Annotated in this window: 23 protein-coding genes; 15 read left to right on the forward strand and 8 right to left on the reverse strand. The window is 70.0% G+C overall.

Going from position 1 to position 19958, the window contains the following annotated elements; translation table 11 throughout:
• The first annotated feature begins 20 nt into the window (after positions 1–20).
• Positions 21–161 (forward strand): hypothetical protein, encoded by a 141-nt coding sequence (locus P0Y41_RS13725; protein ID WP_284061872.1) that lies wholly within the window; start codon positions 21–23, stop codon positions 159–161.
• 27 nt (positions 162–188) lie between these two features.
• Here the strand turns inward: P0Y41_RS13725 and P0Y41_RS13730 are convergent, their stop codons facing one another.
• A complete protein-coding gene (locus tag P0Y41_RS13730) occupies positions 189–788 on the reverse strand; it encodes an NUDIX hydrolase (protein WP_284061873.1) in 600 nt (199 codons plus the stop codon).
• Positions 789–875: 87 nt separating this feature from the next.
• Positions 876–1994, reverse strand: a complete 1119-nt coding sequence (locus tag P0Y41_RS13735; RefSeq protein WP_284061874.1) for a glycosyltransferase family protein — start codon at positions 1992–1994, stop codon at positions 876–878.
• 233 nt (positions 1995–2227) lie between these two features.
• Between P0Y41_RS13735 and P0Y41_RS13740 the strand changes: the two genes are divergently transcribed.
• From P0Y41_RS13740 to P0Y41_RS13750, 3 genes are read left to right on the forward strand one after another with little or no spacing between them, the layout of a single operon-like run.
• Positions 2228–2455 (forward strand): DUF3311 domain-containing protein, encoded by a 228-nt coding sequence (locus P0Y41_RS13740; protein WP_284061875.1) that lies wholly within the window; start codon positions 2228–2230, stop codon positions 2453–2455.
• Entirely contained in the window at positions 2448–3926 is a 1479-nt protein-coding gene (locus tag P0Y41_RS13745; protein ID WP_284061876.1) for a sodium:solute symporter family protein, read from the forward strand. Before P0Y41_RS13740 ends, P0Y41_RS13745 begins: the two co-directional genes overlap by 8 nt.
• 49 nt (positions 3927–3975) lie before the next feature.
• Positions 3976–4932 (forward strand): HFX_2341 family transcriptional regulator, encoded by a 957-nt coding sequence (locus tag P0Y41_RS13750; RefSeq protein ID WP_284061877.1) that lies wholly within the window; start codon positions 3976–3978, stop codon positions 4930–4932.
• Positions 4933–4978: 46 nt separating this feature from the next.
• Here the strand turns inward: P0Y41_RS13750 and P0Y41_RS13755 are convergent, their stop codons facing one another.
• From P0Y41_RS13755 to P0Y41_RS13765, 3 genes are all read right to left on the reverse strand, one after another.
• Positions 4979–5869: a carbohydrate ABC transporter permease gene (locus P0Y41_RS13755; protein ID WP_284061878.1), complete on the reverse strand. Its 891-nt coding sequence runs from the start codon at positions 5867–5869 to the stop codon at positions 4979–4981.
• A gap of 99 nt (positions 5870–5968) precedes the next feature.
• Positions 5969–7060 carry an enolase-like domain-containing protein gene (locus P0Y41_RS13760; RefSeq protein WP_284061879.1) on the reverse strand — a complete coding sequence of 364 codons (1092 nt, stop codon included), beginning with the start codon at positions 7058–7060 and terminating at the stop codon, positions 5969–5971.
• Between the two features lie 76 nt (positions 7061–7136).
• Positions 7137–7895, reverse strand: a complete 759-nt coding sequence (locus tag P0Y41_RS13765) for a DUF1405 domain-containing protein (protein ID WP_284061880.1) — start codon at positions 7893–7895, stop codon at positions 7137–7139.
• Positions 7896–8040: 145 nt separating this feature from the next.
• On the opposite strand from P0Y41_RS13765, the gene P0Y41_RS13770 reads away from it, so the two are divergent.
• Together P0Y41_RS13770 and P0Y41_RS18030 are read left to right on the forward strand one after the other, a co-directional pair.
• Entirely contained in the window at positions 8041–8751 is a 711-nt protein-coding gene (locus tag P0Y41_RS13770; RefSeq protein ID WP_284061881.1) for a DUF1405 domain-containing protein, read from the forward strand.
• Positions 8752–8777: 26 nt separating this feature from the next.
• Complete coding sequence (locus P0Y41_RS18030) at positions 8778–9593, forward strand: ArsR/SmtB family transcription factor (RefSeq protein WP_284061882.1); 816 nt, start codon at positions 8778–8780, stop codon at positions 9591–9593.
• Positions 9594–9662: 69 nt separating this feature from the next.
• Here the strand turns inward: P0Y41_RS18030 and P0Y41_RS13780 are convergent, their stop codons facing one another.
• Complete coding sequence (locus tag P0Y41_RS13780) at positions 9663–10193, reverse strand: DUF8526 domain-containing protein (RefSeq protein ID WP_284061883.1); 531 nt, start codon at positions 10191–10193, stop codon at positions 9663–9665.
• 159 nt (positions 10194–10352) lie between these two features.
• Between P0Y41_RS13780 and gatD the strand changes: the two genes are divergently transcribed.
• From gatD to P0Y41_RS13800, 4 genes are read left to right on the forward strand one after another with little or no spacing between them, the layout of a single operon-like run.
• Positions 10353–11624, forward strand: coding sequence for a Glu-tRNA(Gln) amidotransferase subunit GatD (gene gatD / locus P0Y41_RS13785; RefSeq protein WP_284061884.1), 1272 nt, complete (start codon positions 10353–10355; stop codon positions 11622–11624).
• Positions 11621–12574 (forward strand): GNAT family N-acetyltransferase, encoded by a 954-nt coding sequence (locus P0Y41_RS13790; RefSeq protein WP_284061885.1) that lies wholly within the window; start codon positions 11621–11623, stop codon positions 12572–12574. Before gatD ends, P0Y41_RS13790 begins: the two co-directional genes overlap by 4 nt.
• A gap of 40 nt (positions 12575–12614) precedes the next feature.
• The gene (locus tag P0Y41_RS13795; protein ID WP_284061886.1) at positions 12615–12869 is read left to right on the forward strand and encodes a hypothetical protein; all 255 of its coding nucleotides are present in this window, start codon (positions 12615–12617) and stop codon (positions 12867–12869) included.
• Between the two features lie 54 nt (positions 12870–12923).
• On the forward strand, positions 12924–13175 hold the full coding sequence (locus P0Y41_RS13800) for a hypothetical protein (protein WP_284061887.1): 252 nt from the start codon (positions 12924–12926) through the stop codon (positions 13173–13175).
• Positions 13176–13250: 75 nt separating this feature from the next.
• Here the strand turns inward: P0Y41_RS13800 and P0Y41_RS13805 are convergent, their stop codons facing one another.
• A complete protein-coding gene (locus tag P0Y41_RS13805) occupies positions 13251–13772 on the reverse strand; it encodes a DUF7975 family protein (protein WP_284061888.1) in 522 nt (173 codons plus the stop codon).
• A gap of 167 nt (positions 13773–13939) precedes the next feature.
• On the opposite strand from P0Y41_RS13805, the gene P0Y41_RS13810 reads away from it, so the two are divergent.
• Together P0Y41_RS13810 and P0Y41_RS13815 are read left to right on the forward strand one after the other, a co-directional pair.
• Positions 13940–14566 carry an adenylate kinase gene (locus P0Y41_RS13810; protein ID WP_284061889.1) on the forward strand — a complete coding sequence of 209 codons (627 nt, stop codon included), beginning with the start codon at positions 13940–13942 and terminating at the stop codon, positions 14564–14566.
• Between the two features lie 96 nt (positions 14567–14662).
• Positions 14663–15580 carry a DUF106 domain-containing protein gene (locus P0Y41_RS13815; protein WP_284061890.1) on the forward strand — a complete coding sequence of 306 codons (918 nt, stop codon included), beginning with the start codon at positions 14663–14665 and terminating at the stop codon, positions 15578–15580.
• Positions 15581–15638: 58 nt separating this feature from the next.
• Here the strand turns inward: P0Y41_RS13815 and P0Y41_RS13820 are convergent, their stop codons facing one another.
• Entirely contained in the window at positions 15639–16337 is a 699-nt protein-coding gene (locus tag P0Y41_RS13820) for an SDR family oxidoreductase (RefSeq protein WP_284061891.1), read from the reverse strand.
• Between the two features lie 167 nt (positions 16338–16504).
• On the opposite strand from P0Y41_RS13820, the gene P0Y41_RS13825 reads away from it, so the two are divergent.
• From P0Y41_RS13825 to cruF, 3 genes are read left to right on the forward strand one after another with little or no spacing between them, the layout of a single operon-like run.
• Positions 16505–18091: a phytoene desaturase family protein gene (locus P0Y41_RS13825; RefSeq protein ID WP_284061892.1), complete on the forward strand. Its 1587-nt coding sequence runs from the start codon at positions 16505–16507 to the stop codon at positions 18089–18091.
• A gap of 8 nt (positions 18092–18099) precedes the next feature.
• Positions 18100–18996, forward strand: coding sequence for a prenyltransferase (locus P0Y41_RS13830; RefSeq protein WP_284061893.1), 897 nt, complete (start codon positions 18100–18102; stop codon positions 18994–18996).
• A gap of 44 nt (positions 18997–19040) precedes the next feature.
• The gene (gene cruF, locus P0Y41_RS13835) at positions 19041–19910 is read left to right on the forward strand and encodes a bisanhydrobacterioruberin hydratase (protein ID WP_284063423.1); all 870 of its coding nucleotides are present in this window, start codon (positions 19041–19043) and stop codon (positions 19908–19910) included.
• Positions 19911–19958: the final 48 nt, after the last annotated feature.

A 19958-nucleotide genomic window follows, 5' to 3' on the forward strand; every position in this document is an offset into this window, starting at 1 on the left:
ACTCGCCGCCTACCGGTGCTGTGAACATCAGCAACCTCCTCGTTGGCAGCGACGACGGCGGCCGGAGCGTCGTCCAGTCGAGCCGCGTCGCCTCTATCCTCGTGTTGGCCGGCGTCCTGGGGCTGTTCTTCCTCGCGCTCGTGGTCCTGAGCTACGTGTAGGAGCACGCTGCCGGCTCGCCGGCGCGCTCACATCGGGAGGTCGGCGTCGGGGTCGACGACGCGGTCGACCTTCGCGGGCATCTCCCAGTCGGTGAGCAGCTCCAGCAACTGCACGAGCATCCGCCCCGTCGCGCCCCAGACGGTGTACCCGTCGACGTGAAAGAAGTGGAGACGGATCTCGCCGTAGTGCGGGTGGTCGCGGCGCTCGGACTCGTAGTTCTCGCGAGCGGTCAACTCCGACACGGGGAGGATCGCGATCTCGGCGACCTCGTCGTCGCTGGGGACGTACGTGCGGTCTGGCGCGGTGCCGACGAACGGTGTGACCGCGTACTCCGAGACCGTCCGGATGTCGTCGATGCGACCGACGACTGCGACCTCCTCGGGGCGCAGGCCGATCTCCTCGTTCGCCTCCCGAAGCGCCGTCGCGGTCAGGTCTGCGTCCTGTGCTTCGACCCCGCCGCCGGGAAAGCTCATCTGTCCGGGATGGCTCCCGAGGTGGTCGGCGCGCTTCGTGAACAGGATGTGCGGCGCGCCGCCGCGCTCGACAACCGGCGCCAGCACCGCGGCGCGCCGCTCGGCGTCCGTCACCTCCACGGGGGTGTGTCGACGAACGCGCTCGAAGTCCATACCCCCTATGCTGGCCCGTCCGGCTTCAACCGTGCGGTCGCGTCAGTCACCGGATGGCGCCACACTCGCCTCCTCCCGAACACGTTCTCAGTCGTCGCCGGCCACGTCCCCGTTCGCCGCGTCGCGGGCGTCCGCTTGGGCGGCGGCGGCTACGTCCGCCGGCGAGAGGGCGACGTCGTTCCACGGGGGCAGTCGGGTGTCCGGGCCGGGCGCGGCGATCGAGGCCGCGTAGGTGCGCACCTGCTCGCGTTCGCCGCCGCGGTCGTACGAGAGCCCGTTGAACGCGGCGTCTGCGGCGTACCGGTCGACGTACGACTCGGCGGTCGCGCGGTACGCGTCAGGCAGCGCGTCGTAGTCGGGGTCGACGCCGTGCTCCTCGGTCGCGCGCAACAGCGCCGAACCGACCGACCGACTCATGTCCGAGAGCCCGGTCGGCCCCGAGACCGCCCGGTGGTCGTGCTCGTAGCTGCCGAGGTCGACCTGCGCGGCGCCGTCGACGCCGACCTCGTCGTACGCGGCCGCGAGGGTGCCGACCTCCAGCCCCCACGTGCGCTGGACCGGCATCTCGGCGACGACGTCGCCGGTCGCGGCGAACTCGCCGGCGAGCGCGTAGCGGAACGCCGCCATGTAGTCGAGGAACTCCGAGTCGGGGGCCGAATCGCGCAGCGCGCGAACCAACGGCGTGTAGAACAGCCGGAAGAGCCGGCCGTACAGCTGTCCGTTCTCGACGCGGGCGTAGTAGCCCTTCGAGAAGTCGAACCCGTTCGCCAGCGGAAACAGTAGTCGACGGACGTACTCCCGCGAGTACGACTTGGTGTCGGCGTCGTGGACGACGACGTACTCCTCGGAGAGCGCCCGTCCGAGCGCCAGCCACACGTCGCGCCCCTTGCCGCGCTCGCCGTCGAGGCCCGCGTCCGCGAGGATCTCGGCCACGCGGGGACCATCACACCACAGCGTCTCCAGGGGGAGGTCGAAGCCGTCGAGCCACTCGCGGAAGGCGTCGACTCGCTCGGCGGGCGCACGCAGGGGGACCACCACCCGCGCGGGATCGAGCGACTCCAGCTCCGAGAGGACGCGCTCGGCCGCGAGCCCGGCGTACTCGCGCTCGGTCATCGGCACGACGACGGCCGCGCGGTCGGCGGGCGCGTCTGGCGCCCCCTCGCCGAACGCGTGGAGCGTGGCGACGCGCTCCTGTACGTATTCCATCCCCTCATCGCAGGGTCGCACGGCGAATAAATCCGGGGATACCGGGCGAATCGACGTACTGCGTTCCCAGCGCGGAGGTCGACAGCGAAGCGCGCCCCCGTCGACCGACGCGGCGACGAACTGAATGGCAGGGAATCCCGGATCGGATTCGTTGAAGAACTATTTTCTTCGAACGTGCGAACACACAGACGATTAAGTAACATTAATTGTGTCTGAACGACAACCGTCGCGTGATGACGCGAACTCGAAGTGACGCGCTGTGGATCGCGGCGTTCGCGCTGCTCGTCGCGTTCGCCGTACCGTGGTTCCTCTGGGGGGACGCGACAGTCGTCGCGGGACTCCCGCTGTGGCTGTGGTGGCACGTCGGCTGGATGGCGCTGGCGAGCGTCGCGTTCGCGGCGTTCGCACGCGGCGGCGCGTGGGACCGCGGCGTCGACGCGGAGGTGATCCGGCGTGGCTGACCTGACCGTCTCCCTCGGCGTCGTCGTCGGCTACCTCGTGATCGCGCTCGCGATCGGCGTGCTGGCGTACAGACTCACCGATCGGACGGCGGAGGACTACTACCTCGCCTCGCGGTCGGTCGGGACGGTCGTCCTGTTGTTCACGACGTTCGCGACCCTCCTGTCGGCGTTCACGTTCTTCGGGGGTCCGAACCTCGCGTTCGCCGCTGGGCCGGAGTGGATCCTCGTGATGGGGCTGATGGACGGTATCCTCTTCGCGCTGCTGTGGTACGCCGTCGGCTACAAGCAGTGGCTCGTCGGGAAGGCCCACGGCTACGTGACGCTCGGAGAGATGCTGGGCGACCGCTTCGACTCGACGGCACTGCGGGGGCTCGTCGCCGGCGTGAGCCTCCTGTGGCTGTTCCCGTACGTGATGCTCCAGCAGATCGGCGCCGGGCAGGCGCTGGTGGGGCTGACCGACGGGGTGGTACCGTACTGGGCCGGCGCCGCGATGATCACGGTGTTCATGATCGCGTACGTCGGCCTCTCGGGGCTTCGGGGGGTCGCCTGGACGGACACGCTCCAGGGCGTGTTCATGCTCGGGGTGATCTGGCTGGCGGTCGCGTGGATCGCCTCGACTGCCGGCGGCGTCTCGGCGCTGACGGCGGGGATGACCGACGCCGCGCCCGAGTTCGCGGCGCTCGGCGGCGGGCTGTACTCGCCCCAGTGGATGATCGCGCAGGCGGTCGTCATCGCGTTCGGCGTCGCGGCCTTCCCGCAGGTGAACCAGCGGTTCTTCATGGCGGATCGCGCGGAGACGCTCAAGCGGTCGTTCGCCCTGTGGCCGGTGCTCGTGCTCCTGCTGTTCGTGCCGGCGTTCCTGCTCGGATCGTGGGCGGTCGGGCTGGGGATCCAGGTGCCGGACGGGAGCAACGTCCTCCCGCTGCTGCTCAACGAGTACACGCCGGCGTGGTTCGCGGCACTGGTGATCGCCGGGGCGCTGGCGGCGATGATGTCCTCCTCGGACTCGATGCTACTGTCGGGGTCGTCGTACCTCACGCGCGACATCTACCGGCCGTTCGTCGCTCCGGACGCCAGCGCCGAGCGCGAGAGTCGGGTCGCTCGCGTCGGGGTCGCCGTGTTCGCGGGCTCGACGTTCCTTGCCTCTCTCGCCGTCGGCGGCGGGGGCGGACTCGACGTGCTGGTGACGCTCGGCGACACGGCCTTCGGCGGGTACGCGCAGCTGACGATCCCGCTGATCCTGGCGCTGTACTGGGGCGGGACGACCGAGTTGGGGATGATATCCGGGGTGGGCGCCGCCGAGGGCGTCTACCTCGCGCACGTGTTCCTCCCGCTGCCGGCGACGTACCTCACGTGGGACTTCGCGCTGTGGTGCATGCTGCTGTCGCTGGTCGCGACGGTTGCGGTGTCGACGGTGACCGCGAACGCGCCCGCCGCGAACGCCGAGAAGTTCGGCGTCGGCGCCGACTGACCCGCGCCACGGCACGCTTTTCCCGCCCGGCGCCGCATCGACACACAGCATGCAGACGCACGTCGTTCCGGTCGGCTTCGACTACGACCGACTCATCGCGCCGCTGGTCCGCGACCAGTTCGACGTGGACCGCGTCGTCCTCCTCGAGGGTGCGGTGGGCAGCGAGGCCAACGTCGAGTACTCGCGGAACCTCTCGCAGAAGCTAGAGACCGACTTCCGGAACCTGCTGGGCGCCGAGACCGAGCGTGTCCCCGTCGACGACGTGTACGACTACGATGCCGCCTTCGAGCAGGCGTACGACCTGATCAACGAGGAGCTCGACGCCGGCCGCGAGGTGTGGGTGAACGTCTCCTCGATGCCCCGGCCCGTCTCGTTCGCGTTCGCCACCGCCGCCCACTCCGTCACGCTCGAGCGGCAGGCCGACCGCGACCGCATCCACACCTACTACACGGCCCCCGAGAAGTACCTGGAGACCGAGTTGGCCGAGGAGCTGCGCGCCGACCGCGACCTCCTGCGGGACCTGCTCGAGGGCGCCGAGGGGGTCGCCGGCGGGCCTGCTGGCGAGCCAGACACCGTCGCGGGCGTCGACGTCGACCGCGTGCGAGAGCGGCTCGACACCGCGACCGACCTGCTCGCCGAGTTCGACGAGCGCGGCACCACCATCGGCGCAAAGGAGGTCGACGGGCGCCACATCATCGAGCTCCCGGTCGCCTCCTTCTCCAACGTGAAGCCGTTCGAGGAGGTGATCCTGTTCAAGCTGGGCGAGGCCGGCGAATTCGAGTCCGTCAGCGAGCTTGCGAAGGCGCTCGCCGGCGAACTCAACGAGGAGTACACCGACTCGTTCCGGTCGAAGGTGATCTACAACGTCGACCGCCTCGGGCCGGGCGGGAAGGGGTACGTCGAGCGCGAGTCCCACGGGAAGTCCTACCGGACGCGCCTCTCGCGGATCGGGGAGCTGTGGGTCCGCGCCCACGCCGCCGAGGACGCCTCCGACTACGAGTGGTAGGCCGACCGGGCGGCGGGGACGCGCCCGGAGCGGCCGCGACCAGGGCTCACCGGTACCCCTCGGTCAGTCCCGCGACGACGTGGTCGTCGGCCAGCGCCAGCAGCAGGGCGACCGGGACGAGCGCGGTCACGGCGGCCGCGGCCGCGAACGACGCGTTCGCGGTCCGGAGGCCGCGCAGGGCCGGGACGATGGGCGCCCAGTCCTGCGGGTCGCCGTTGGTCATGAGCAGCGAGAAGAAGAACTCCGTGTAGACTTGGAGGAACGTGAGCACGGCCGCCGTCGCGATCCCCGGGCGCGACAACGGGACGATCACCCGGACGAGCGCGCCGAGTCGGGTCGTCCCCTCGACGCGGGCAGCGTCCTCTAACGTGTCCGGGATCCGCTCGAAGAACGTCGTCAGGACGAATATCGCCAGCGGCATCGTCAGCCCCGATAGCGGGACCGCGGGCCCGGCGGGGGTGTTGAACAGGTCCGGGGACGTCGCCGTCACGCCGAACACCGACACCGACAGCGCGCCCGACAGCAGTCTGAACAGCGGGATCACGAACGCGACCGGCGGGAAGTACGCGACACACAGCGTCGCGATCAACAGCGCCCGCTTCCCGCGGAACGCGAGTCGGCCGAAGGCGTAGCCCGCGAGGCTCGCGACCGAGACCACGACGACGGTCGTGCTCGCGGCGATGACGAGGCTGTTGAACACGTATCGGAGGAAGCCCGACCCCGCCACGACGAGGAAGTTCGACGCCGTCACCGCCTCGGGGATCAGGTCTGGTGCGACGCCGGTCGGGGTGACCGCCACGACGAGCAGCCAGTAGAGCGGGAACCCCGCGAACAGGAGGAAAAAGCCGACCGAGACACCCAGCAGGAGGCGGTAGGTCGCCGTCGGATAGCGGATCGCGTTGTCGGTCGCCCGCGCGATCCGTCCGTCACCTGCCATCTCGTCACCGACGAGCCCTGCCAGATTCCTAAACCGTTCGCCTTTGCGGCGGCCGCGACGGGCGAGCGGTCGACGCTGTCGTCACGACCCGTCGGTCCCTCAGAACTCGAAGCCGCGCGGCGCGGCCGACGGCGCCAGCGGCGTCGCCGGCAATCGATCGGGGACCGCTGGGTCGTTGAACGCGCCGGGCGCGATGTCGTTCGGCGCGTCGGGGTAGAAGACCGCCGCGAGCGCGTGGAGCTGGTCGCGGCCGACGCCGAGTTCGAACTGCCCGCCGCCGTACAGCGTCACGCCGCGCTCGCGCGCCCACTCGATCGTGTCCGATAGCGACTCCAGCGTCCCGAACCGGGAGGGCTTGACGTTGAGCCACTCCGGCTCCCACGGCAGCGCCTCGACGCTCTCGACGCCGTCGATCGGATAGTCCCACGAGACGCGGTGCTCCTCGCCCTCGAACACGCCGCGCGTTTCATCGGTGATCCCCGGATCTTCGATCACCGCGTTCGGGAACGACTCCAGCACCCACTCGTAGAACTCCGGGTCCGGCGCTTGGTCGACGTCGGTCCCCTCGTACAGCCCCTTCAGATCGAGCACGCGCACCCTGTCGGTCGGGAGGCTCGCGACCACCTCGTCGGTCCAATCGTCGGTCGGATCGAGCTTGAAGCCGATCCCGGGGACGCGCTCGCTGATGGCGGTGACGCGGTCCGCCGTCGGGGGGTCACCGAGCCGCGTCGACGCCGCGAAGGTGACCGGCGTGGGGTCGCGGCCCATGATGCTCGCAAGGTCGGTGTCGGACTGCCGGAGCGCCAGATCCATCGCGGCCGACTCGACGGCCCACCGGCGGTACGGGCGGCCCGTCGTTCGTTCGGGGTCGCCCATCGGAAAGAGGTCAACGTCGTCCAACCGGTCGGAGAACTCGCGGAACGTCCACTCGCCGGCGAACGCCGCCTCGAAGCCGAGGCCGTCGACAGTGGTCCGCGGGTCGCGCTCGGGGTCGGCGAACAGGGCGTCGTGATCGGGTGCGTCGTAGGTCACGTCCTCGCCGCGGCCCAGTTCCCCGTCGCCGCGCAGCCGGAACGTCGTGCTGACGCGCTCGAATCCGGAGGAGGTGTCGCGGGAGCGACGCCGGAGCGCCACCGACTCGATCGTCAGCGGGAGGTCGGCGATCGCGCGGTAGAGTGTGGGTGTGCTCACGGGCGATCCGTCACCCCACGTGGAAATAGGCCTTGCCCGCGACCGGGACGCGTCCGCATCGGAGTCCGGACGCCGGTCACGAGCGGAGCGCCCCGACTTCGACCAGCTTTACGCGCGTCGCAAGCACGAGGAACGTCGCTGTGAGCGTGAGCACGACCGCGCCGGCGGCGGCGATCTCGTGGGTCGGCGACGGGTGCGTGAAGCCGACTCCGGAGTCGAGTAGCACCTGTCCCGGCATGAGCGTGTGATGGGGCGTCCCGGCGACGGGGATGAAGTAGTCGACCACGTCGTTGAGGCCGTACCACGCGAGCGCAACGGCGACCGCACGGACGGGGAACTCAGCGATTCGGTAGAGGAGAAAGCCCTCGACGGTCATCGCCAGGTGCGAGAACAGCAAGAACAGGTACATCGGAAGCGGGTTCGCGGCGGTGAAGCCGTCGGCGAACGCCAGCAGGACGAACGGCGTCCACAGTCCGAGCTTCCAGCAGCCGAAGAAGGCCAGCGCGTTCACGTACTCGTTCGAACGGCCCAGTTTCCACAGGCCGAGCGCGAGCGCGATGAACAGCGTCGCCACCGGCGAGTCCGGGACGAAGATCCACATGCTCGGCGGCGTCCCGCCGAGCTGCCAGGTGATCAGCGGGTCCGACAGCGGCAGTGGGTGGACCCCGTAGTACCAGAAGCCGAAGGCGGTGCCGACGAGGTTTATCGCGACGACGACGGTCGCAAGTCGGAGGCCGATGTTTTCGACCGCGCGCGGGAGCGGCGCGACGTACCACGGGAGCTCCGGGCGATCGGGGAGGCCGTCGTCGGACGTGAGATCGGCGAGGAGACTCATTCGGGTGTGGCGTGTGGTGGTGGGTCGCCGGCTTAGCCGTGGCGATGATCGACACCGAACTGGCGGTTCGACCGTCGGCTTCCGTTCTCGGGGAGGCCGAACCACCCGCCGTTAAGCCGTCGGCGGGTCAACCGACGGGACAGCCGTGGCCGACGAACGCCCGACACGCAATCCCGTCCCCGAGGCGCTCGCCGAGTTCTATCTCACCACACCGGTCACGCTCGGGCTCCTCCTCCTCGTGAACGCGCTCGCGTTTCTCGTCGGCGTGCGCTACTACGTCGAGACGATGCCCGCCGTTGCGACGTACCTGTGGCCACTGTACGGCGACTCGCCCACCGCGGTCGCGCTCGGGACGCTCGTGCTCGCTGCGCTGGTTCCGTTCGCCGGCTACCGCCTGTCCTCGGTGCCCCGAACGACGCTGCTGTCGGTGCTGTCGACGCTCGCGGTCGTCTGGCTGGTCAAGACGGGGCTGTGGACGTTCGTCGCGCTCAACGTCCCGTTCGTCCGGCCCGACCTCCCGACGGACCTGTACGTCGGCTTCGACGCCGACTCGTTGTGGGCCTACTGGGGGATCCTCGCCACGCACGCGGCATTCCTCGCGGAGGCGCTGTTGATCGCGCGCGTCGGTCACACCTCGCGGCGCACGCTGGCCGCAGTCGCGCTGCTCGCGCTCGCGAACGACCTCTTCGACTACGGCTACCTCATCGGGCTCCCGCTCGCGAACCACCCGCCGGTTCGGTACGACCCCGGCTGGATCCTCGCGCTGGGCTCGCTCGCGGCGACTGCCGCCGCGGTCGCGGTCGCGGCAGCCGTCCTCCCGTCCGGCGATGGCGAGCGTCGCCGACGCGGTGCTTAAATACGCACAGCAGTTACCTCACGTGTATGGACTCCGCGGTACTGCTTGATCTCTTGGGCAACGAGAACCGCCGGCGCATCCTCCGGCTGCTCTCGCACAAGCCGTGCTACGTCACGGAGATCAGCGAGTACCTCGGCGTATCGCCGAAGGCCGTCATCGATCACCTGCGGAAGCTCGAGGACGCCGGGCTCATCGAGAACCACACCGACGACCGGCGACGCAAGTACTTCCACATCGCCCGCGACGTCCGCTTGGAAGTGAACGTCTCTCGCCACGGCTTCGGTACGAAATCGGCCTACCCCGCGAACCCGAGCCTCGACATCCAGGGGCGGTGTCCGCACATGCACATCGACCTGGAGCTTCGATCGGCCGGCGGCGACGCCGACGGCAGCGTCACAACCGCCGGCGGCGACGATGCGACGGAGCCCGGAAGCGACGATGCGACAGAGCCCGGAAGCGACGATACGGGCGTCGCCGGCGATGCGGGCGACCGCGACGCCACCGCCGGTGGCGCCGCCGGGCCCGACCGCGGGGACCTGGCCGCGTTGGCCGCCGAGTTCGACGAGCTACAGGAGCTCGAGAACGAGCTCTCGCTCGCCCAGCGGTGGGTCCACGGGCGGATGAGCGACCTCCTCGACCGCGTGAACGACCGCCTCGGCGTCGACGCCGACTCCCGGTTCTACGCGAAGATATTGGCCGCCGTCACCTCGACGGACGGCTCCCACCGCGCCGTCGTCGAGGACGTCGACGCGGATCCGCAGGCCGTCGAGGATGGGTTGCGCCGGCTCGCGGACGCGGACCTGATCGCGAGAGAGTCCGACCGCTGGCGGCTCACCGGGTAGCCGCACCGCACGTCACGGACTTCCCGCTGGGCGGTTCTGCCGTCCCGCTCCCCAATCGCCTCTTTCCGGTCACTCGATATCTCTGGTCAGCCCCGCCCGGAGATCGCGCCCGAAGTACACCCCTGCGACGGACAGGAGGACGCCGACGGTGACGCCGACGCCCGCGACCGGCAGCCCGTAGTCCGCGAGGAGGCTCGTCCCGACGAGCAGGCTGCCCGTCGTGAGCGTCCCCAGGAGGAACGCACCGCCGGCCGCGAGCGCGCCCGCCACGGCGGTTTCGAGGTAGGCCCGCCGCGAGCGACCCAACCCGAGGACGAACGCGGCCGCAAACAGCCCCAGGTACCGCGCGAGTCCGCCGACCAGCGGCACGGCGGAACCGGCGATCAGTCCGGCGAGGAGTACTGCGACCGTGAGGACAAACCCCTTCGCGGAGAACGGCGTCCGACCGAGGAGCGCGCGCGAGTTCCCGTCGTCGGTCCCGCGGTCGGCGCGGCCGGCCTCGCCGTCTTCGTCGGGCGAGTCCGCTGGCGAGTCCGTGGACGGATCGCCGGCGCCGTCGCGCTCGGCGAGCTCCTGCAGCTCCTCCAGACTCTTCGACATAGGTTGCTGTGGGCGACGCTCGGGCATGGCTCTTGTGCTGATTTCCCCGGGCCGCAACTAGTCGGCGGCGGGCCAGCGCCCGCGCCAGTTCGAGGCACGGCGCGGCCCCGGAGCCGCGGACGGGCAGGTTCAAGTTCGCCCCGGCCGCTACCTGCGGGTATGACCCCGAGCCCCGGAGACCGCGTCCGCGTCGAACGCGCGGGCGTCACCGACGAGGGCGTGTTGATGCCGTCGAGCGACGAGGAGCACCTCGTGCTCAAACTGGAAGGTGGGTACAACGTCGGCGTGGACCGCGCCGACGCGGCCGTCGAGGTGCTCGAAGGCGGCGCCAGAGACGTTGGCGAGGACGCGGACGAGGGCGGAGACGCCTCCGAGGTCGCGTTCGACGACGACCTGCCGACGGTCGCGCTCATCTCCACCGGCGGCACCATCGCCTCCACCGTCGACTACCGCACGGGCGCCGTCACCGCCCAGTTCGACGCCGAAGACGTGCTGCGCGCCGTCCCCGACCTCGCCGGTCGCGCGAACTACCGCGGCCGCGTCGTCGCCAACATCCTCTCGGAGAACATGAGCCCCGAGATCTGGACCGACCTCGCCGAGGCGGTCCACGAGGAGATCGAGGCGGGCGCCGACGGCGTCGTCGTCATGCACGGCACGGACACGATGCAGTACTCCGCCTCGGCGCTGTCGTTCATGCTCGACACGCCCGTTCCGGTCGTGTTCACCGGCAGCCAGCGGTCGGCCGACCGCCCCTCCTCGGACAACGTGATGAACGCCGTCTGCGCCGTCGAGGCGGCGAAGGCCGACTGCGCGGAGGTGATGGTCTGCATGCACGGCACCGCCTCCGACGACTACTGCGCGCTCCACCGTGGAACGCGCGTGCGCAAAAACCACACCTCCCGCCGCGACGCGTTCGAGACCGTCGGCGCCGAACCGCTCGGACGCGTCGAGTACGACCCACACGACGACCGCATCGACGTTCGGGTCCACGACGGGAAGGCGCCCGCCCGCCGCGGCGACGCCGACCTCGCTATCGCGCCCGACCTCACCGAAGGCGTCGAACTCGTGAAGTTCACGCCCGGGATGGACCCCGCTGCGCTGGAGTACCTCGACGGGAAGTCGGGCGTGGTGATCGAGGGGACCGGCCTCGGGCACGTCCACACTGACCTCATCTCGCGCTTCGAGGAACTCGTCGACGACGGCGCGACCGTCGTGATGACGAGCCAGTGTCTGGAGGGGCGCGTCTGCGACCGCGTGTACGACACCGGGCGCGACCTGCTCGACGCCGGCGTCGTCGAGGCGGGCGACACGCTCCCGGGCACCGTGAAGGTGAAGCTGATGTGGGCGCTCGCGAACGCCGGCGACCCCGCCGAGGCGATGGGGCGCGATCTCGCGGGCGAGCTGACCGAGGAGTCCAAGCCCTGGGTATGACCGGGCGGGAGATCGCTCGCGACGACCCGGACCACGAGTTCGCGATCCGGCAAGCCCGCGAGTTGGACGTGCCGCACGTCGTCCGCTTCACGCGGGACACGTGGGGCGACAGGCACGGGGACTATCTTCCGGACGTGTTCGACGAGATGGTCGCGAGCGACGGGCCGACCCAGCACACGCTGGTCGTCGACGTGGACGACGGCGACGACGTGGCGGGCGTCCTGCAGGTCGTCGCGCTCTCGGACACCGAGGCGTGGGCGCAGGCGATGCGCGTCAACCCCGACTACCGCGGCCGGGACCTCTCGCCGGAGCTCTCCCGGGCGGCGTTCCGGTGGGCGCGCGACCGCGGTGCCGTCGTCTGTCGGAACATGGTGTTCTCGTGGAACATGGCCGGCCTTGGCCAGTCGCGCTCGGTCGGCTTCGGTCCGGCGACGGAGTTCCGCTGGCTCCAGCCCGACCCCGACCCGGACGCCGACCCCGCGCTCGACGTGATCGCCGACCCCGACGCCGCGTGGGCCTACTGGAGCCGCAGCGACGCGCGCGAGCACCTCCGCGGGCTGGCGATGGACGACGAGGAGTCGTGGGCCTGTTCGGAGCTGACACGCGCGGACCTCCGAGACGCCGCCGACCGCGACGGCCTGTTCGCCGTCGTCGACGGCGGCACCCGCGCGATGTCGGCGCTGGCGTACACGTACGACCGGGAGAACGACGACGGCGTCGAGGAGACGTGGGGCGTCTACCACGCGGCCGCCTGGGACGACGCCGAGGCGCTGGACGCGCTGACAGACGCGATCGCCCGCGACGCCGCAGAGCGCGGCATCGACGCGACGCGGATCCTGATCCCCGAAGGGGTGAGATGGGTGTCGGACGCGGCCGCGACGCGCACGCCAGTGTCCGACGAGCCCGACTTCGTGCTCGCGGCCGACCTCACCGACGACTCGCTGTACTGAGGCGCAACCGCTTTGCCGCTCGCCGCCAGATGTACGGGGAATGCTCAACGTCATCGCGACTGCCACGGCGACTGGTCCGCTTCAGTTCGGCCTGCTCGATCCGAGCCTGTTCGGCCTGCTCAACGTCATCGTGGCCGTGGTCGTGGGCTACTTCACGTATCAGGACGCGAAGGCCCGCAAGACCGACTCCCCGAAGCTGTGGGCCGGTGGGATGGCGCTTGCCTCGCTGCTGTTGAACCTCATCGGGTTCCTCTTGGCGTTCGCGGTGTACTACTTCGTCGTCATCCGGGACTGACTCGCGACCGGCGGCACCGACGGGATTTTGTCGGATGCGTCGCAACGCTGATGTATGGTCCCCCTCCCACTGTTCGGCCCGATCCCGGGCGGCATCGAGTTGTTGATCGTGTTTTTCATCTTCCTCCTGATTTTCTCGGTGTTGCTCCCGGTCGGAATGGCGTACTGGGTGTATCAGGACGCCAAGGGCCGCCGCGGCACCGACGAGACGCTGTGGGCGCTGGCGACCGTGCTCGCCGGCCTGTTCGTTTCGGTGTTCGGCGCCGGCGCGGTGCTGCTGCTGTACGTCCTCATCGAGCGCGAGTAGAGGAGCCGGCCGGCGAGCGGTCGCCGTGTCCTGCTCGTCGGCCGTGTCGCTTCCGTCAGTCGTGTCGACTTCGACTCAGATCTGTACGACCCACGCCCGGTAGTCGTCGGGCTGGTCGTACACGTCTGCGAACGCCTGGTCCAAGAAGCCCGCGAGCCGATTCGCGTCCGACCGAGCCGAGATGCGGACGTTCGTCCCCTCGGCGTCCTCGGGCGCCTCCCGCTCGTCGACGCGGAACTCCGGGTACTCGTCGAGCAGGTCGTGCAGGCGCGCGAGCTCCTCGTCGGTGCAGTCGAGGTTGAACGTCTTCTCGGCGAACTGGATCCACGGCGGCGGTGATTCGGCGTCGGCGCCGCCGTCGGTGTCGTCGGCATCGGCGCCGTCGGCGGTGTCGTCGCCATCGCTGTCGCTACCAGGGCCATCTCCGGCGGCCCCAGCGTCGTCGCCCCCGCCGTCCGACTCCCCGAACTGGATCGCCTCGCGCGGCGGCTCCACCTCGATCGTGAGGAACGCGCTCCCGCGCTCGCGGTGGGCGGTGACGGCGTCAGCAAACAGCTTCCGCCGTCCCGCCGGCGTGTCGGCGTCGAATCTGGTCATGTCGGACAATACGGCGAACCGGGGTAAAAACCGGACGCTCCGACGCCGCCACCGCGCCGTCGCCGGACCGGTCGCGACGGGAATTCGACCGCGAGGGAGCGGTCGCTGTCCCCGCGAACCGCGCCGGATTCAGCACGCCTTTTACCGTGGCCCCGGACCGTGACGGTATGACTGATCACCGAATCCTGCTGCTCGGTCCGCCCGGGGCCGGGAAGGGAACGCAGGCGAAGCGACTCACCGACGAGTACGACCTCGATCACATCACGACCGGCGACGCGCTCCGCCAGAACAAGGACATGGAAACGGAGTACGGAACTCCCGGCGAGTTCATGGACGCCGGCGAGCTCGTCCCCGACCCCGTGGTCAACGAGATCGTCGTCGCCGCCCTGGAGAACGCCGACGGCTTCGTGCTCGACGGCTATCCTCGCAACCTCGACCAGGCGGAGTTCCTGAGCGAGGAGACCGACCTCGATCACGTCGTCTTCCTGAACGTCCCCGAGGACGTGCTCGTCGAACGCCTCACCGGCCGTCGCGTGTGCGACGACTGCGGCACGAACTACCACGTCGAGTTCGACCAGCCGGAGGAGGCGGGCGTGTGCGACGAGTGCGGCGGCGAGTTGATCCAGCGCGAGGACGACACCGAAGACACCGTCCGCGAGCGCCTGCGGGTCTACCGCGAGAACACCGAGCCCGTCGTCGAGCACTACCGCGAGGCGGGGAGCCTCGTCGAAGTGTCCGGCGAGGGCACGCCCGACGACGTGTTCGAGAACCTCCGCGACGTGGTCGAGAACTGAACGAGCGAGCGTCCGCGGCGGCGGTCGCGACGGCTCCCCGCCGGGGGCGCGCCGAGAGTACAACCTTCTTACGTGGCTGTCGCCTAGCGGCTGCTAATGGCACGAATCGAGAAGCGCACTCGGGAGCTCGCCGCCGAGCCCGAGATGCGCGAGGCGATCGAACTCGTCCTCGAGCGCGCGGAGGGCGGCGAGATCCAGTGGGTGGACGTGCGCGAGGACCTCACCAGCGGGCAGTGGGGCCGGCTCATCGAGCGCGGGCTCCTCGCGGACGGTGAGGCGGGGTTCGCGCTCGCGGACCGCGACGCGATCGAATCCGGACTCGAGTCGCCCGACGACGACGGGGGCGCCGCGAGCGGCGGTAGCAGCGTCGATCTCCCCGACTCCGAGGGCGCCTCTTGGAGCATCTACGATAAGGGCGCGGCCGTCGTGACGCTGCTGTTCTTCGTCGGCTACTCCTACGGCCCGGTGCGCAACGTCGTCGGCGAGAGCATCGACCTGGTGTTCGGACCGCTGCAGGACGTGCTGCCGCTGTACGCGGTCATCATGATCATCGCGACGCTCACTGGTCTGTACTCCACGCTCCTGCGCGCGAACCTGATGGACATGGACCGCATGGCCGCCTACCAGCAACGGATGAAAGACATCCAGGAGCGCCGCAAGGAGGCGAAAGAGCGCGGCGACGACGAGGCGATGGACGCCATCCAAGAAGAGCAGATGGAGGCGATGGGCGACCAGCTCGGCATGTTCAAAGAGCAGTTCCGCCCGATGGTGTGGATCATGGTGCTCACCATCCCCGCGTTCCTGTGGATGTACTGGGGGATCGGTTTCCGCGGCGCCGAGGGCGTCTGGACGAACCTCCAGCCGGTCGTGCTCCCCATCGCGGGACAGGTCGGCTGGACGGACACGCTGTTCATCATGCCCACCTGGATCATCTGGTACTTCCTGTGCTCGATGGCGTTCACCCAGATCATCCAGAAGGGGCTCAACATCTCGATGTCGCCGTCGACGTCGTAAGCCGACGCGACCGATCCGTTCGCGGACTCCTTCGAGTTCCTCGGGGTTCTTCGCCTCGTTACCGCGTCGCCGACTTCCACTCCCGGAGTCCGACGACCCCGCCGCCGTGTTCGTCGGGGTCGGCGTCGGTCGCCGCCCACACGAACATCGGCGCCACGTCCGCCGGCTCTCTGCCGCCCTGATTTCCCGTGAGCGCGGTGTCCACGAGCCCCAGGTCCAGCGTCAGCGCGGTCGCGTCGAGGTCGGCGTGCGCCTGGCGGACGACCGCCTCGGCGCCGGCCTTCGAGACGGCGTACGCGCCCATCCCCGGCTTCGCGTCGCGGGCGATCGATCCCGAGGGGACGAGCACCCGCGCATCGTCGCTCAGATAGGGGGTAGCCTCCCGAACCGTCGCGAACACGCCCCGGACGTTCGTGCGGAGCGTGTCGTCGAACCGGGCGTACGGCTCGTCGTCGATCGGCATCGCTCCGGGGGAGCCGTGGTTGACGCCGGCGTTGGCGACGACCACGTCGACGCCGTCGCGCTCGCCGGCGCGGTCGGCGCGTTCCATGAGCCGTTCAAGGTCGAACTCGTCGCGCACGTCGGCGCGCAGTCCCGAGACAGCACCGTCGGTTGCGAGCGCGCCGACCGCCTCGTCGACGGCGTCGCCGTCGCGAGCGCAGACGACGACGTGGGCGCCGGCGTCGACAAACGCCTCGGTGACGGCGCGTCCGACGCCGCGCGTTCCGCCGGTGACGACCGCGGTGGTTCCGTCCATAGCATCGCCACGGGCTGGTGGGAGGTAGTGGTTGCGGGCCGCGGTGGCGCCCGTCTCGGCCGCCCGCGGACGACGGGGGCCCGCTGGGTCCCTGCGGGTGCCGCGGGCTGCACGTCCGGCGTGGGCGTGCGCCCATATTTATACGCCTCCCCGCCGTAATCGGATTAATGCGAGCACCTCGAGACCGCTCCTCGCTCGCCGGCGAGGACGTGGTCGTGATCGGCGGCGGCTTCGGCGGGCTCTCGACGGCCTGCTACCTGGCGGACGCCGGCGCCGACGTGACCCTCTTGGAGAAGAACGAACAGCTCGGCGGCCGCGCCTCGGTGCTGGAGGCCGAGGGCTTCCGGTTCGACATGGGACCGTCGTGGTACCTGATGCCCGACGTCTTCGAGACGTTCTTCGGCCACTTCGACCGCGAGCCGTCGGAGTACTACTCGCTCTCGCGGCTCAACCCGCACTACCGGATCTTCTTCAAGGACGGCGACGAAGTGGACTTGGTCCCGGACCTGCAGGCGAACCGCGAGACGTTCGAGTCCTACGAGTCGGGCGCGGGCGACGCCTTCGACGACTACCTCCGCAAGTCCGAGCGCAACTACGAGATCGGGATGGAGCACTTCGTGTACGAACACCGCGACGACCTCGCTGACTTCGTCGACCCCGACGTGCTGCGGTACTCGTGGGGGCTGTCGCTCATCGGGACGATGCAGGACCACGTCGAGGACTACTTCGACAACCCGAAGCTCCAGCAGATCATGCAGTACACGCTGGTGTTCCTCGGCGGTTCGCCGCACAACACGCCGGCGCTGTACAACCTCATGAGCCACGTGGACTTCAACCTCGGCGTGTACTACCCCGACGGCGGCCTTGGCGCCGTCGTCGACGGCATCGTCGAGTTGGGGTCAGAGCTGGGCGTCGAGTACGTGACGGACGCGCCGGTCACCGCGATCAAGGGACAGCGCGGCGGATTCAAGGTGGAGACGGCTGTCGGCGACGGCGCTGCCGACGGCATCGACACCGCAGCCACGGCGCCGGCCGCCGACGGCGGCTCCGGTGTCGCGATCGCGACGGGGGACGGCGGGAGCTACTTCCCGGATCTCGTCGTCAGCGACGCGGACTACGCCCACACCGAGCAGGAGCTGCTCGCGCCGCGCAAGCGCCAGTACGACGCCGACTACTGGGAGTCGCGCACGTACGCCCCCTCCGCGTACCTCCTGTACATGGGCGTCGAGGGCGACGTGGACGAACTCGCCCACCACACGCTCGTGCTCCCGACGGACTGGGACGAGCACTTCGAGCAGATATTCGAGGATCCCGCGTGGCCCGACGACCCGGCGTACTACCTCTGTGTCCCGTCGAAGACCGACGACACCGTCGCGCCCGAGGGGCACTCGAACCTGTTCGTGCTGGTCCCGATCGCGGCGGGCTTGGAGGACACGCCCGAACTCCGGAACCGCTACCGCAGCCTCATTCTCGACGACATCGCCGAGAACACCGGCGTCGACCTGCGAGATCGGATCGTCCTCGAGGAGGAGTTCTGCGTCGACGACTTCGCGACGCGGTACAACTCGATGAAGGGCTCGGCGCTCGGCCTCGCGCACACGCTGCGCCAGACCGCGCCGTTCCGTCCGGGCCACGAGTCGTCGAAGGTTGACGGGCTGTACTTCACCGGGTCGACGACGACGCCCGGCATCGGCGTTCCGATGTGTCTCATCTCCGGCCTGCTCACGGCCGAGACGATGGCAGAGTCCCCCTGAACGCCCCGATGCCGACCGCTGCCGATCCCGTCGATGCGACCGATCGCGCCGGCGCCGCAGCCAGCGTCCGCTACCTCCTGAAGCTCTCACGGCCGCGCTTCTGGCTGTATCTCGCGGGGCCGATCGTCGTCGGGGTCGCCTTCGGCGCGACGACCGTGCCGAGGCTGTTCGCCCCCGAGAACGTCCTCTTGTTCGGCTACTTCCTCCTCCCGGCGAACCTGTTCCTCTACGGCGTGAACGACGTGTTCGACCGCGACGTCGACGAGGACAACCCGAAGAAGAACGGTCGGGAAGTTCGCTACGGGGGCGACCGCCTCGTCCCCGCCGTCGTCGTCGCCTCGCTCCTCGCGGGCGCGGGGACGTTCGCGATCACGCCGCGGGCTGCGTGGCCGTTCCTCGCGGGCTTCTTCCTCCTCGGGGCGCAGTACTCGGCGCCGCCGTTGCGCTTCAAGACGACGCCGCTGCTGGACTCCGTCTCGAACGGGCTGTACGTCCTCCCGGGCGCTGCCGCGTACGCGCTGGTCGCGGGAGTCGCGCCACCGGCCGAAGCGCTGGTCGGCGCGTGGCTGTGGGCGATGGCGATGCACACGTTCTCCGCGATCCCCGACATCGATCCGGATCGGGCCGCCGGGATCCGAACGACCGCGACCGTGCTCGGGGAGCCGCGGACGCTCGCGTACTGCGCGGGGTGCTGGCTCGCCGCAGCGGGCGCGTTCGCGGCGGTCGACCTTCGGATCGGCGCGGTGCTGCTCGCGTATCCCGCCCTCGTCGCGGCAGTGAGTTGGGCCGGCGTCGCCATCGACCGAGCGTACTGGTGGTTCCCGGCGATCAATACGGTCGTCGGCGCCGTGCTCACGATGGGGGCGCTCACCCGAATCGTTCCGCCGGGGGCGGTGCTCCCGTGAGCCCGGAGACCAGCCCGGGCCCTCTGGCTGACCTGCGGGAGGCGATGCCGGCGGATCGACGCGAGGCGGAGGCGCGCCTCGACGCGCTCGTCCGCGAGAACCGCTTCACCATCTCGGTCGTGTTCCCGGTCGTGGGGGCGGTGCTACTCGTCGCCAGCGCCGAGGGGGCGTTCGCGGGCACGCCGCTGGCCCCGCTGGCGTTCAACGGTGGCATGATCCTGCTCGGGACGCTCGTGATGCGCTCGCCGTTGGTCGTCGGGCTCGCGCCGCTGGTGGGGCGGCGCGAACTGGCCGGGCTCGGGCTGCTGTCGGCGTACGCGTACGCGATCGAGTACGTCGGCGTTACCACCGGATGGCCCTACGGCGAGTTCGAGTACCTCGTCGCGCTCGGGCCGGAGGTGAGCGGCGTTCCGCTGGGGTTGCCGGTGTTTTTCCTCCCGCTTGTGGCGAACGCGTACCTCCTGTGTCTGCTCCTGTTGGGCGACCGCGCCGAGCGCACCGCGGCGCGGCTGCTTGCGGTCATCGCGCTCGTGCTCGTCATGGACGTGGTGCTCGATCCCGGCGCCGTCGCGCTCGGCTTCTGGGCGTACGAGGGCGTCGCCGACGGGGGCGCACTCGGCGTGCTTTCCGGAGCGGGCTTCTACGGCGTTCCGCCGTCGAACTACGCCGGCTGGGTCGTCTCTGCGACCGTCGCCGTCGTCGTGCTCGACGCCGCATTCGACCGCGCGGCGCTGCGCGCGCGCCTGGCCGACTGCGAGTTCATCCTGGACGACATGGTGAGTTTCGTGCTGCTGTGGGGCGGAGTGAACCTCTGGTTCTGGAACCCCGTCGCCGCCGCGGTCGCGGGGGCCATCGGTTTGGGGCTCGTGCGCGCGGACCGCTTCGACGCGTCGCTGCTCAGGCGGGCGTGGTGACGACGAGCGTCTGTCGGCGGCCGACCGAGACCGGGGACGTGGCGCGAG

Origin of the sequence: Halobaculum halobium (genome assembly GCF_030127145.1) — an archaeon.
Classification (GTDB): Archaea; Halobacteriota; Halobacteria; order Halobacteriales; family Haloferacaceae; genus Halobaculum; species Halobaculum halobium.